The organism is Candidatus Pelagibacter sp. PS_40, from assembly GCF_059417765.1.
The window spans coordinates 512,914-526,934 of record NZ_CM182064.1; the positions used below are offsets into that span (position 1 = coordinate 512,914).

The window sequence follows — 14,021 nt, forward strand, 5'->3', positions numbered from 1 at the left end:
AATAACTTAGCCTCATGAAACAATTACTATTTATATTATTCATTTATTTATCATCTTTAAACTCTGTTCATTCTGAAGAAAGGGAAGCTCGAGGTTTAGTGAGTGCAACGGAGAAAGTTTCCATTTCCAGTGAAATTGCCGCAAGAGTTCAAAGTATTAATTTTTTATTAGGAGATGCCTTTAAAGAAGGGGATGTGCTGATTAGTTTTGATTGTGAAATTTATAAAGCACAAAAAGATGTAATTAAAGCCGAACATGAGAGTGCAAGAATACAATTAGAAAATGATAAAGAGTTATTAGAACTAAGATCAATTGGTAAACTCCAATACCAATTAACAGTTTCAAATTATGAAAAGGCTAAAGCAGAATTGAGTATTGCAACTTTAAATGTGGATCGATGTGAAATCATTGCTCCTTATGATGGAAAAGTGATGGATGTTTATACAACTATTTTTACCAGTATAGAACAAAGACAACCCTTAATGGACATTGTTGGGGATGGATTATTAGAAGCTGAAATTGTTGCTCCAAGTAATTGGCTTAAATGGTTAAAAAAAGGACATAACGTAAAAATCATTATTGATGAAACTGGAGAAACGTTAGATGCAACCGTTATTAGTTTAGGAGCTACAGTGGATGCAATTAGTCAAACAATAGAATTAAAAGCACAGTTTAATGAAAAATACGATTCATTAATACCTGGAATGAGTGGGATCGTTAAATTTTGAGTGAAGATAAAAACATAAAAGTTGCTCGGTTATTTGGTTTAGAAAAAAAAGCAAGAGAAGCAAGATCTCAAGACGAACTACATTTTGTAATCGCAAATGAGACAAGACAAATTATCGATTATATCAGTGCGTTTTTATTATTAAAAACACCAGCGGATAAATTTAATATTAAAGCAACCTCTGATTTAGCTACAGTTGATAGAACCTCACCTTTACTTACTTTTATAGAAAACTTTGTAAACAACGATAAATCGTTAAGTGATAAAGAAATTCAAAATTTAGAATTAGACAAAATTGCTAAAAATATTAATTCTGAGAAACCAAAAAATTTACCCGAAAACATTTTATTTATTCCAATTATTTCACCTCAAAAAGGCCTACAAGGTTATTTATTATTAGTAAGAAGTGAAAAATTTTCTGAAAACGAAATTGAACTTGCCGGACATTTGTCTTCAACTTATGGTCATGCTTTTAATTCGTTCTTAAAAGATTTTTCAATTAAAAATCATTATAAAAAATATTTAACTGGAAAAAAATCATGGAAAATTTATGCAGCTATTTTTATAATTTTAATTTTACCTATTCGAATAACCAGTACGGCTCCAGTTGAGGTTATAGCAAAAAATCCAAGCTTAGTTACTTCACCATTTGATGGGGTGGTTAAAAATATTGTAGCAAGTAATAACGATAAAATTAAGCAAGGTGATTTATTGGTTTTATTAGAAGATATCGAACTTAAGAATAATTTAAATATTACAAACCAATCCCTTCAAGTAGCTCAAAAAGAACTTCTTCGAAGCAGACAATCATCCTTTACGAATAATGAGGAAAAAGCTCGATTAGCAGAATTAGTGGCACAAGTTGAATTAAAAAAAGTAGAAGTAGCATCAGCACAAGAAAAGCTAAAAAATACAAAATTATTTGCAAAACAAAAAGGAATTGCAATTGTAGATCAAAAAAATGATTGGCAAGGACGACCCGTTGCAGTGGGTGAAAAAATTATGACTGTTGCAAATCCTGATGAAGTTGAGTTTTTGATATGGTTGCCGGTTAAAGACTCGTTAGTGATTAAAGAAAATTCTAAAGTTAAAGTGTTTTTAGACATCAATCCAATTAGCTCGTTAAAAGGAAAACTTTTAAGATCTTCTTACGAACCTTCTTTGTCTCCTGAAGAAATATTATCTTATAAATTAGGAGCTAGTTTTGAGGGAAAAAAACCTCCAAGAATAGGATTGAGAGGAACGGCTAAAGTTTATGGTTCAAGAGTTTTTCTATTCTATTATGTTCTTAGAAAACCAATTACTTTTGTAAGACAATTAATAGGAATATGATCGTTCCTTATCTAAGACAAGATTTAGAAGTTTTTCGTGGTAATAGCCGTGAAGATGGTTCACCCGCATGGCTTTTATATGATGCAATTCGAAATAAATACTTCACACTTGGTTTAACGGCTTTTAAACTTATTAAAAACTGGAGTGGAGGTGAAGATATTAAAAACTTTGAAAAGAAAATTAATTCATCAGGAATTGAAACCAGTGAAGATGAAATAAAAAGTTTTATTAGTTTTCTTCACCAAAATAATTTAATTGTCCAACCTTCCGGTCAAAACGTTAGCTATTTACTACAACAAAAAAATAGCATGAAGAAGAGCTGGTTATTATATTTAATACACAGTTATCTATTTTTTAAAATTCCATTATTTAAACCAGACAATTGGCTTTCTAAAACTTTAAAATATGTAAAATATTTTGGTTCAAAACGATTTAGAAATATTACTTACTTCTTTGGTTTTGTTGGTTTATTTTTAGTCGCTCAACAATTTGAAACCTTTAAAAGCACTTTTCTTTATTTCTTTTCTTTTCAAGGGTTAATGCTTTATTTCTTAACTTTAGTTTTTGTAAAATGTCTTCATGAATTAGGACATGCTTATATTGCAAAACACTATGGCTGCAGAGTATCTGCGATTGGAATAGCTTTTTTAGTTTTTTTTCCATTTTTATATACCGATACAACTGATGCCTGGAGACTTAGAAATCACAAAGAAAGATTATTAATTAACTTTGGTGGTATACTTACAGAATTACATCTAGCGTTATTTGCAACTTTTATTTGGGGAATTTTACCTGAGGGTGGATTTAAAAGTGCAGCCTTTTTCATTGCAACAACATCATGGATTTCATCCTTAACGATTAATGTAAGTCCTTTCATGAGATTTGATGGCTACTATGTTTTTTCCGATTGGTTAAAAGCTGAAAATTTACAACCTCGTTCATTTGCTCTTGCAAGGTGGAAAATAAGGGAAACTTTATTTGGTCTTAATCATAGTCCTCCAGAAGAAATTAACCCCTCAAGAAGATGGACTTTTATCGTTTATGCTTGGGCGACATGGCTGTATCGATTTTTTCTATTTTTAGGTATTGCACTTTTAGTTTATCACCTAGCATTTAAATTTTTAGGAATCATACTGTTTGCGGTTGAAATTTATTGGTTCATTATGTTACCGGTAATTCGTGAAGTGAATAATTGGTACAAATTAAAATCTGAAATAAAATTTAACAAACAAACCAAAAGAACTTTAATCATTATTACTGCTTTATTAATGGTTTTATTCTTACCCTGGAAGTCATCTTTAAAAATACCTGCAGTATATATTTCTGAGCAGTATTTAAAAATTTACGCACCTTATCCTTCAATGATTAAAAGAATATTAGTTGAAAAAGATGATGAAGTTGAAAAAGGACAAAATCTAATTGAACTTTATTCGCCTGATTTAGAGAATCAAATTATTTCATTAAGAAGAAATATAAAACTAATCAAGACAAAGATTAATCGATTAAGTAATTCAGCAGGAAATATGGATCAATACTTAACGTTACAACAAAGATTAATTGCTCTACAAACAGAATTATCTGGTCTTACAAAAGTTCAAAATAAGCTTTTAATTAAAGCACCCATTAAAGGAAAGATAAAAGATTTTTATAATTTATCTGAAGATATGTGGGTTAGTAATTTAGATCAACTTTTAGGTATTGTTCAATTCGGTACTGGAAAGGTAAAAGGATTTATTAAAGAAGAACAAATAGATCGATTTTTAGAAAAAAACCCAGCTGTCTTTATTCCAAACGATGGAATTCATGATAAAGTTTATTTAGTTTCAAAATCACTAGATTTATCTGCTGTTAATAATCTTCCTTACATTTCATTAAGCTCAATTCATAATGGTCCAGTTGCTATAAGAAATTTTACAGGAGGAAAATTTCAATATCGTCCACAAACAGCACATTATATTGCAGACTTCAAACTTGCGAAACGTAGTAAAATTCAATTCGAATTACCTGGTTATGTTCATATTGAAGGGAGTCGATACAGCCCTTTTACAAAATTGTTTAAAAATATTATTGCTATTCTTGTAAGAGAAAGTGGTTTTTAAATATCATTAGTTTATTAAACCTAAAATGGACGTCTTTTGATATAAAAAGATACATCAAATCGATTATAAATTTTAAAAATGAAAGTTATAAATAATAAAAAAGGTTTTACCTTAATTGAATTATTAGTGGTAGTTGCCATCATTGGTATTTTATCATCTGTCGGGGTTGTTGCTTATAATGGGTATACAGCTGGGGCTAAAGAATCAGCTTGCAAAGGTAATTTTAGAACCATAGTTAAAGCTGTTTATGAAAATATAATGTGGTGTGAGCTTAACCCAACAATTAATTTTTTGTGGAGTTCACAACAATCTCGAGAATATGATTGTGGTAATTTGGAGGAAGAAAACTATAACAGAAACTTAAATGCAACTTCAGAAGAAATATTAGCCAAGCTTACTGTAAATCAACTTGGTAATATGGATAGAATTAGAGAGCTTGCCGCTGCAAGAGGGAAAGAGACAAAATTAGATTCAAGATCAACACTTAAAACGATGACTAATCCCTACACTGGTTATACTGTTCTTGATGCTGCTTCACCCAATGCATATTATTATGGAGATAAATATGATCAGAGAGGTAAAGTAACTCTTGGAAAAAAAGATAGTAGTGGAAATGAATTAGGCTTTGCAAATTGGAAGGCGGAGGAAGAGGGACAACTGTTTCTAATAACTAAATGTGGTGATAAAGTGATAGAATACGAATTTGATATCTATTGAAAATTTATATGTTTTCTTAAAATGAAAGTAATAAATAATAAAAAAGGTTTTACCTTAATTGAATTATTAGTGGTAGTTGCCATCATTGGTATTTTATCATCTGTCGGGGTTGTTGCTTATAATGGGTATACAGCTGGGGCTAAAGAATCAGCTTGCAAAGGTAATTTTAGAACCATAGTTAAATCTGTTTATGAAAATATAATGTGGTGTGAGCTTAACCCAACAATTAATTTTTTGTGGAATACCACACAATCTTTGGAATATGATTGTAATAATATGTTCGTTGGCGGCAGGGACACTGTGTATACGGAGTACACGAAAAATGAAAAAATAGCCAGGCTTACTATAGATCAAATTGCTATTCATGATTTATCGCTACCAGGTGACATAGCGCGGGGGAAAAAGACGAAATCAGGCTCAAGATCAACACTTACCTCGATGACTAATCCCTACGCGGGAAAAACTGGTTATGGTGTTTTTAATGCTAGCGGAACCAGGGAACTATATGAAGGAGATGAATATGATCTGAGAGGTCAAGTAACTCTTAGAAAACAAGATAGTAGTGGAAATGAAATAGCTGCGAATAAAGAGGGACAACTGTTTCTAATAACTAAATGTGGTGATAAGGTGATAGAACACGATTTTGATTTCTATTGAAAATTTATATGTTTTCTTCACGTAAATAAGAATGTAAGAATATAATAATATTAATAATTACAATTCTTATAATCTCATACGTATAGAATATATTAAAATCTCATTTGTATAGAATAATACGTTAAGACTACTAAAGTGAGAATAATAATTTTCTCAAATTATTATACGTATAGATAAGATAATGCGAGACTTCCGCCTTTTTTGAGCCCTTTTACAAAATTGTTTAAAAATATTATTGCTATTCTTGTAAGAGAAAGTGGTTTTTAAATATCATTAGTTTATTAAACCTAAAATGGACATCTTTTGATATAAAAAATAAATCAAATCAATTATAATTTTTAAAATGAAAGTAATAAATAATAAAAAAGGTTTTACCTTAATTGAATTATTAGTGGTAGTTGCCATCATTGGTATTTTATCATCTGTCGGGGTTGTTGCTTATAATGGGTATACAGCTGGGGCTAAAGAATCAGCTTGCAAAGGTAATTTTAGAACCATAGTTAAATCTGTTTATGAAAATATAATGTGGTGTGAGCTTAACCCAACAATTAATTTTTTGTGGAATCCTGAACAATCTTGGGAATATGATTGTAATACTATGTTCATTGGCGGCAGGGACGTTGTGTATCAGTATGGGTACACGAAAAATGAAAAATTAGCCAGGCTTACTATAAATGAAATTACTATTACAGATTTATCGAGAAAAGCAGACTCAAATATAGGTTCAAGAACAACACTTAACGGGATGGCCAATCCCTACAATCGTTATGGTGTTTTTCATCCTACCGGAACCAGGGAACTATATGAAGGAGATAAATATGATATGAGAGGTAATGTATCTCTTAGAAAAAGAGATAGTAGTGGAAATGAATTAAGCAATAATTGGCAGTCAGAGGGACAACTGTTTCTAATAACTAAATGTGGTGATAAGGTGATAGAACACGATTTTGATTTCTATTGAAAATTTATATGTTTTCTTAAAATGGATAAATAATTAACATAAAATACTTCTTTCCATTTTCATATTTAATGTCTATAAGATACTACCATGGCGCGATATATCTTTGTCACCGGCGGTGTGGTTTCTTCTCTTGGTAAAGGTCTCTCTTCAGCATCGTTAGCTTATCTATTACAATCAAGAGGTTACAAAGTTAGAATTAGAAAACTAGATCCGTATTTAAATGTGGATCCAGGAACTATGAGCCCATTTCAACATGGTGAAGTTTTTGTGACAAATGATGGTGCTGAAACAGATTTAGATTTGGGTCATTATGAAAGATTTTCAGGAATATCTGCAAAAAAATCTGACAATATCACAACAGGAAAAATTTATAGTGATGTAATTAAAAAAGAACGTAAAGGAGGGTATCTTGGAAAAACTGTTCAAGTTATTCCACATATAACTGACCGTATTAAAGAGTTTATAAAAAATGATACCTCAAAGGAAGATTTTGTAATTTGTGAAATTGGTGGAATAGTAGGAGATATAGAAAGCCTTCCATTTGTAGAAGCTATCAGACAATTTTCAAATGATGTGGGGAAAAAAAATGCTTTATTTGTTCATTTAACTTTAGTTCCTTACCTTAAAGCATCAGATGAAATTAAAACAAAACCTACACAACATTCTGTAAAAGAATTAAGAAGCCTTGGTATACAACCAGATATCATCATTTGTAGATCGGAAAGACCTATTCCATTAGATCATAGAAAAAAAATATCATTATTTTGTAATGTGGATATTAAAAATGTAATTCAAACTGTTGATGTTAAAACTATTTATGAAGCTCCAATTAGTTTCAATAGAGAAAACTTAGATAAACAGGTGCTTGAATATTTTAAAATTAAATCAAGGAAAAAAGTTAATTTAAATCCTTGGAAAAAGATTACAAAAATAGTTTTACAAACAAAAAAATCTATTAATATTGCAATAATTGGTAAATACGTTGACCTTAAGGATGCTTACAAATCCTTAGATGAAGCACTAACTCATGGTGGTATTGATAACAATTTAAAGGTTAACTTAGTCAGAATAGATTCTGAAAATTTAAAAATTTCTGAAATAAAAAATAAATTAAAGGGAGTTTCTGGAATTTTAATACCAGGAGGATTTGGCAAAAGAGGTACAGAGGGTAAAATTGAAGCAATTAAGTTTGCACGAGAAAAAAAGATACCTTTTTTTGGAATTTGTTTTGGAATGCAAATGGCTATTATTGAATTTGCTAGAAATAAGTTAAAAATTAAAAAAGCTACATCAAGTGAGTTTGGAAACACCGGTACTCCAATTATTGGTTTAATTACAGAATGGAATAGAGATGGAAAATTAATAAAAGGAACAGATAAAGATCTAGGTGGTACGATGAGACTTGGTCTTTATGAGGCTAAATTAAAAGAAAATTCATTAATTAAAAAAATCTATAAATCAAGATCAATCCAAGAAAGACACAGACATAGATACGAAGTTAATATAAGCTATAAAGACCAATTTGAAAAAAATGGCTTAATTTTTTCAGGGCTATCTCCAGATAAAAGACTGCCAGAGATTATTGAGTTAAAAAACCATCCTTGGTTTATAGCAGTTCAATTCCATCCTGAATTTAAATCTAGACCTTTAGCACCACATCCTTTATTCTCATCATTTATCAAGGCTGCAAAAAATTATAAATGAAAAATATTAAAGTAAATTGTGGAAATATTGAAATCGCAAATAATAATAAAATTTGCATTATTGCGGGTCCTTGCCAACTTGAAACCGAGCAACATGCCATGGATATGGCGGGTAAAATCAAAGAAATTACTTCAAAATTTAATATGGGTTTTATTTATAAAACCTCATTTGATAAAGCTAATAGAACAAGTTTAAAGGGTCAAAGAGGTGCGGGTCTCGAACAATCTTTACCTATTTTTGATAAGATTAAAAAAGAATTAAATGTTCCGATTTTAACAGACATACATAATGCTGAGCAATGTTCTGTAGTAGCTCCTTATGCTGATGTATTACAAATTCCAGCTTTCTTATGTAGGCAAACAGATTTATTAATTGCTGCTGCTAAAACTGGAAAAATTATAAATGTTAAAAAAGGTCAATTTCTTGCACCATGGGATATGGTTAATGTTACAAAAAAAATTGCTGACTCTGGTAATAATAATATTTTAGTTACCGAAAGAGGTGCTAGTTTTGGATACAATACACTTGTATCTGACATGAGGTCACTTCCTATAATGGCAAAAAATGGATATCCAGTTATCTTTGATGCTACGCACTCAGTGCAACAACCTGGAGGTTTAGGTGAAACAAGTGGTGGTCAAAGAGAGTTTGTAGAATACTTAGCAAGAGCTGCAGTAGCTGTAGGTGTTGCAGGTGTCTTTATTGAAACACACCAAGATCCAGATAATGCTCCATCTGATGGACCTAATATGGTTCCGTTAGATAAATTAGAAAAATTACTATCTCAGCTACACGAAATAGATAATTTGATTAAAAAATAAATGAGTAAAATTTTAAAGATTAGAGCTCGTCAAGTTTTTGATAGCAGAGGAAACCCCACAATTGAAGCTGAAGTTTATTCAAAAAAATTAAGTGCATCTGCCATTTGTCCATCGGGTGCCTCAACGGGAACTTACGAAGCATTTGAAAAGAGAGATAGTGCTAACAAAAAATATTTGGGTAAAAGTGTTTTAAATGCAGTAAAATTAATTAATACTAAAATCTCTAAAAAACTATCAGGTAAAAATATTCATGATCAAACACGTATCGATACAATCTTAATTAATCTTGATGGTACTAGACAAAAAACAAATTTAGGTGCTAATGCGATTTTAGCAGTATCAATGGCTGCTAAAAAACTTTCAGCAAAGATTAAGAATATTCCACTTTATAAAACTTTTTTAGTAAAAAATAATTATAAATTACCATATCCATTAATGAATATTATTAATGGGGGTGCACATGCTAATAACGGATTAAGAATTCAAGAGTTTATGATTAGACCTGATAAAGCTAAAAACTTTTCAGAAGCAATGAGAATATGTTTTGTTGTAATTAATAATTTAAGAGACTTAATTATAAAGAGAGGCTTATCAACCTCTGTTGGTGACGAAGGTGGTTTTGCTCCAATGATCAATAGTAATGAAAAAGCTTTAGATTTAGTTGTTGCAGCAATTAATAAGTCTGGTTTTAAAAATGGCAAAGATGTTTCGATTTGCTTAGACGTTGCAGCAAATGAATTAATCAAAAAAGATAAGTACTCTATTCATTCAAAAAAATTTGTTTCGGTAGATCAATCTATTAAAGAATATAAAAAGATAATAAATAAATACAAAATTAAATCTATTGAAGATCCATTTGGAGAAAATGATTGGATGGCATGGAGTAAATTAATGAAAAATACCAATAATGTGCAAATAGTTGGAGATGATTTGTATGTAACTAATTTAGAAAGACTTAAAAAAGGCTTTTTAAATAATTCTTCAAACTCTATATTAATTAAACTCAATCAAATTGGTACGGTATCTGAAACACTTGAAGTTATAAAGTTTGCACAAATTATTGGATATAAAACAATAATTTCTCATAGATCTGGAGATAGCGAAGACACTTTTATAGCAGACCTGGCTGTAGGTACAAATTCAAATCAAATAAAAACTGGATCTTTAGCTAGATCAGAACGTGTTGCAAAATATAATCAATTATTACGTATAGAAGAAGAGCTTGGAAAAAAAGCATCAATGAGTAAAATTCATTAATGCTGGGGAAATTAAAAAAAAATTATTTTTTATTAATCTCTACTTTTTTAATACTTTATTTTTTCTTTAACCTTCTAGATGGTGAAAGAGGTCTTTTTTCTTATTTTAAAAAAAAAGAAATTTTAGTTAATTTAAAAATTGAAGAAGCTAATTTATCTAATAAAATCAAAGAGCTTGAATTTAAAAACTCTCTATTAAGTACTAAATTAGACCTAGATTATGTTGAAACCTTAATTAGAGAAAAATTTATGTTTGGCAAAGAAGGAGAGACCCTTTATATAATTAAAAAGAATGACAACTAAGCCAAGACATCCAGAAAAAGTTAACAAACCTTTAAATCCAATCAAAAAAAAACCTGATTGGATAAGATCTAAACTTGTTAATAGTAAAGAGTTTTTTCTAACAAAAACAATTGTTAATAATAATAATTTAGTAACGGTATGTCAGGAAGCTAACTGTCCAAATATCACAGAATGTTGGAGCAAAAGACATGCAACATTTATGATAATGGGTGATACTTGCACAAGAGCATGTGCTTTTTGTGATGTAAAAACAGGCAAGCCAGGAAAACTAGACTCATTAGAACCCGTTAAAATAGCTGAAGCCGTAAAAAAATTAAATTTAAAACATGTCGTAATCACTTCCGTTGATAGAGATGATCTCGACGATGGAGGATCAAATCATTTTTTTGAGGTAATTGATCAAACAAGAAAAAAAAATCCTAATACATCAATTGAAGTTTTAACACCTGATTTTCTAAGAAAAGGAGATGCTTATAAAAAAGTACTAGAAGCTAATCCTGATGTTTTTAATCATAACATTGAAACTGTGCCTAGACTTTATTTAAAAGTAAGACCAGGCTCTAGATATTTTTCATCATTAGAACTCTTAAAGAATGCAAAATTAGTTAATAAAAATGTTTTCACAAAATCAGGATTAATGGTTGGATTAGGTGAAAATAAAGAGGAGATCATTCAAGTGATGGATGATCTAAAAGCAGCTGATGTAGATTTTTTAACTGTTGGTCAATACTTACAACCCTCTGTAAGACATCACCCTTTAGATCGTTATTACCATCCAGATGAATTTAAAGAGTTAGAAACTATTGCAAAATCAAAAGGATTTTTATTAGTTTCATCGACACCTTTAACTAGATCTTCATATCATGCAGATGAAGATTTCGCTAAACTTCAACAAAATAGAATTAATAATCATTAATGCCTAAGGCATCAGTTAAAAGAAGTATAAATAAAAAAAAAAATAAACTTATTGAGTTTGTTTTGGATATCGAAAAATATCCAGAATTCATCCCTTTTTGCCTAGACTCAAAAGTCTACGATAGAAAAGATGAAAATAATCAAATTTTAATCATAGCAGATTTAACAATTGGAAAGGGTCCTTTTAGCGATACTTATAAAAGTGACGTTAGATTTAATAAAAAAGATGACACGATTAATGTTACTAATTTAGATGGACCACTAAAACACTTACAAAATAATTGGAAATTTATAGAAAATAATAACATCACTGAGGTTTATTTTGATGTTGATTTTGAAATTAAAAATAAGTTTTTAAATTTGTTAATGGAAAAATCTTTTGAATTTGGTTTAAATAAAATTGCTGATGCTTTTCAAAAAAGAGCTGAAACAGTATAAAAAATTTAAAAAACTGCTCAAATTAAAGAGCTAACAATATCCAAGGCCCTTTTAACTGAAGCTTTTTGAATTGAGCTTCTTGTTTTTTGTTTAAAAATATTTTTTGTTATCACCAATTTATTGGATCTTTTTACTCCTATATAGACTAATCCGATGGGTTTGTTTTTAGTTCCACCATTAGGACCTGCAATTCCAGTGACAGATACATTTATTTGAGCTTTAGATATCTTTGCTAAATTCTTAACCATAGCCTCACAACATTCAGCGCTAACAGCACCATATTTTTCGATAATACTTTTATTTACATTTAAAATATTGATTTTTGCTTGATTAGAATAGGTAATAAGACCTATGTTGAATACTTTAGATGCACCACTAATAGAAGTAATAGATGCAGCTAACATCCCTCCTGTGCAAGACTCAGCAAAAGATATTTTAAGTTTTTTTTTGATTAATTTTTTTACAATATTTTTCATTATAAAATGTAGCTCTTTAAAATCATGAAACACACAAGGGTTAGAACCACATAAAATCCTGCACAAATATCATCCATAATTACACCAAAACTATTCTTAAAGTTTTTATCAAAAAAGTTTACAGGAAATGGCTTCATGATATCAAAATATCTAAAAAGAATAAAAAATAGAGTATAATAAACAATAGCTTCACCCCCATCTTTTGTTGTTCCATGAGATATCTCATAAAGATATATGGGTATCGATTGACCTAAAAATTCATCAATTATTATTTCACCAGGATCCTTATTTTCACTATTTTCTATATAACTTGAAACAGCATAAAATGAGTAAATAAATATTATTATCAATCCAAATAAAATTATATTTGGTGAAATATTTAGAGTGTGGAATAGATGATAAAGAATAATTACAGTCGCTAGTGACCCAAATGTTCCGGGCATATATTTAATTTTACCAAGACCAAACATAGTAACTAATAATGAGTTGAAGGAATTAATCATTTTTAATAACTGAGGCTATAACTTCACAAGCTATAGCTTTTTCTTTACCAATTACACCTAACTTTTCAGTTGTTTTACCTTTTATATTAATTTGAGTGGGAGAGATATTACAAATTTTTGCAATACAGTTTAATATTTGTTTTTTATATTTTTGAATTTTAGGTTTTTGAGTAATGATATTAATATCAAGATTATTTATTAGATAACCTTTTTTTACAGTTTGCTTGATTATTTCACTTAACAGAATTGTAGATCTGATATTTTTAAATTTCTTATTCTTATCAGAGAATTTTTCACCAATATCACCCATAGAGCAAGCTCCAAGTATAGCATCTGTTACAGCGTGTAACACAGGATCTCCATCTGAATGACCTAATGTACCAATAGGTGAGGGTATCTTAATTCCACCTATGTAAAGCTTCTTATTAGGAACCAACCTATGAACATCAAAACCTATTCCAAATTTTATTAAATTATTAAATTTAATATCTGAATTTATTGTAATTTTATTATTAGTAGTTTCGCCCTTTATAATCTTTATTTTTTTACCAGCTCTTACAAATAAGTTAGCATCATCAGTAACTTCCTTACTTTTGTTATTTTGAAGTGAATAAAGTTTTTTATAGTTAAAAGCTTGAGGTGTTTGGATTAAGTAAATATTTTCTCTTTTTAAATTTTTAACATTATTTGATATTTTCTGCTTAACTGTATCTGCAGTTTGAATTGCAGGAATTACACAATCATTTGATTTTAATTCATTCATTAATTTATTTAAAAGTTTTAAAGAAAAATTTGGTCTTGCAGCATCATGAATTATTACATTTTTAAAATTATTTTCTTTAATACTTTTTAAGGCATTATAAGCAGACTCTGCTCTTGTTTTTCCACCTGTGATAATTTTGATGTTTTTAATATTAAGTTTCTTGATAAAATTTTTGTGTTTTTTATTTACTACCAGAACAATTTTATTAAATTTATTAAAAACTTTAGCTTTATCAATTGAATGCAATAATAAAGGTTTACCTTTATAATTTGTGTAGGGTTTTGGAGTATTTGAATTAAATCTTTTACTTTCACCTCCAGCAAGTATTATAAAGCAACTATTCATGATA

15 protein-coding genes are annotated in these 14,021 nt (G+C 29.3%); 12 read left to right on the forward strand and 3 right to left on the reverse strand.

Annotation, left to right across the window (positions count from 1 at the left end):
- The first annotated feature begins 14 nt into the window (after nt 1–14).
- From AC5SLW_RS02630 to AC5SLW_RS02685, 12 genes are all read left to right on the forward strand, one after another.
- Nucleotides 15–728 (forward strand): efflux RND transporter periplasmic adaptor subunit, encoded by a 714-nt coding sequence (locus tag AC5SLW_RS02630; RefSeq protein ID WP_006996985.1) that lies wholly within the window; start codon nt 15–17, stop codon nt 726–728.
- Complete coding sequence (locus AC5SLW_RS02635; RefSeq protein WP_006996984.1) at nt 725–2,059, forward strand: efflux RND transporter periplasmic adaptor subunit; 1,335 nt, start codon at nt 725–727, stop codon at nt 2,057–2,059. The genes AC5SLW_RS02630 and AC5SLW_RS02635 overlap by 4 nt, the downstream gene beginning before the upstream one ends.
- On the forward strand, nt 2,056–4,158 hold the full coding sequence (locus AC5SLW_RS02640) for a site-2 protease family protein (RefSeq protein ID WP_494575660.1): 2,103 nt from the start codon (nt 2,056–2,058) through the stop codon (nt 4,156–4,158). The genes AC5SLW_RS02635 and AC5SLW_RS02640 overlap by 4 nt, the downstream gene beginning before the upstream one ends.
- 78 nt (nt 4,159–4,236) lie before the next feature.
- Entirely contained in the window at nt 4,237–4,875 is a 639-nt protein-coding gene (locus AC5SLW_RS02645; RefSeq protein ID WP_494574315.1) for a pilin, read from the forward strand.
- Between the two features lie 21 nt (nt 4,876–4,896).
- Entirely contained in the window at nt 4,897–5,532 is a 636-nt protein-coding gene (locus AC5SLW_RS02650) for a type IV pilin protein (RefSeq protein WP_494574316.1), read from the forward strand.
- 343 nt (nt 5,533–5,875) lie between these two features.
- Nucleotides 5,876–6,493 carry a type IV pilin protein gene (locus AC5SLW_RS02655; protein ID WP_494575662.1) on the forward strand — a complete coding sequence of 206 codons (618 nt, stop codon included), beginning with the start codon at nt 5,876–5,878 and terminating at the stop codon, nt 6,491–6,493.
- Nucleotides 6,494–6,580: 87 nt separating this feature from the next.
- Nucleotides 6,581–8,197 carry a CTP synthase gene (gene pyrG, locus AC5SLW_RS02660; RefSeq protein ID WP_018414090.1) on the forward strand — a complete coding sequence of 539 codons (1,617 nt, stop codon included), beginning with the start codon at nt 6,581–6,583 and terminating at the stop codon, nt 8,195–8,197.
- Nucleotides 8,194–9,018, forward strand: a complete 825-nt coding sequence (kdsA, locus tag AC5SLW_RS02665) for a 3-deoxy-8-phosphooctulonate synthase (protein ID WP_018414091.1) — start codon at nt 8,194–8,196, stop codon at nt 9,016–9,018. The genes pyrG and kdsA overlap by 4 nt, the downstream gene beginning before the upstream one ends.
- Nucleotides 9,019–10,275: a phosphopyruvate hydratase gene (eno, locus tag AC5SLW_RS02670; RefSeq protein ID WP_018414092.1), complete on the forward strand. Its 1,257-nt coding sequence runs from the start codon at nt 9,019–9,021 to the stop codon at nt 10,273–10,275.
- Complete coding sequence (locus AC5SLW_RS02675) at nt 10,275–10,577, forward strand: FtsB family cell division protein (protein ID WP_006996975.1); 303 nt, start codon at nt 10,275–10,277, stop codon at nt 10,575–10,577. The genes eno and AC5SLW_RS02675 overlap by 1 nt, the downstream gene beginning before the upstream one ends.
- Nucleotides 10,567–11,493 (forward strand): lipoyl synthase, encoded by a 927-nt coding sequence (lipA, locus tag AC5SLW_RS02680; RefSeq protein WP_018414093.1) that lies wholly within the window; start codon nt 10,567–10,569, stop codon nt 11,491–11,493. Before AC5SLW_RS02675 ends, lipA begins: the two co-directional genes overlap by 11 nt.
- The gene (locus AC5SLW_RS02685) at nt 11,493–11,930 is read left to right on the forward strand and encodes a type II toxin-antitoxin system RatA family toxin (protein WP_006996973.1); all 438 of its coding nucleotides are present in this window, start codon (nt 11,493–11,495) and stop codon (nt 11,928–11,930) included. The genes lipA and AC5SLW_RS02685 overlap by 1 nt, the downstream gene beginning before the upstream one ends.
- A gap of 17 nt (nt 11,931–11,947) precedes the next feature.
- Here AC5SLW_RS02685 and AC5SLW_RS02690 read toward each other — a convergent pair whose 3' ends face one another.
- From AC5SLW_RS02690 to ispD, 3 genes are read right to left on the reverse strand one after another with little or no spacing between them, the layout of a single operon-like run.
- On the reverse strand, nt 11,948–12,439 hold the full coding sequence (locus tag AC5SLW_RS02690) for a CinA family protein (protein ID WP_018414094.1): 492 nt from the start codon (nt 12,437–12,439) through the stop codon (nt 11,948–11,950).
- A complete protein-coding gene (locus tag AC5SLW_RS02695; protein ID WP_494575665.1) occupies nt 12,406–12,909 on the reverse strand; it encodes a phosphatidylglycerophosphatase A family protein in 504 nt (167 codons plus the stop codon). The genes AC5SLW_RS02690 and AC5SLW_RS02695 overlap by 34 nt, the downstream gene beginning before the upstream one ends.
- Complete coding sequence (ispD, locus tag AC5SLW_RS02700; RefSeq protein ID WP_006996970.1) at nt 12,902–14,017, reverse strand: 2-C-methyl-D-erythritol 4-phosphate cytidylyltransferase; 1,116 nt, start codon at nt 14,015–14,017, stop codon at nt 12,902–12,904. The genes AC5SLW_RS02695 and ispD overlap by 8 nt, the downstream gene beginning before the upstream one ends.
- Nucleotides 14,018–14,021: the final 4 nt, after the last annotated feature.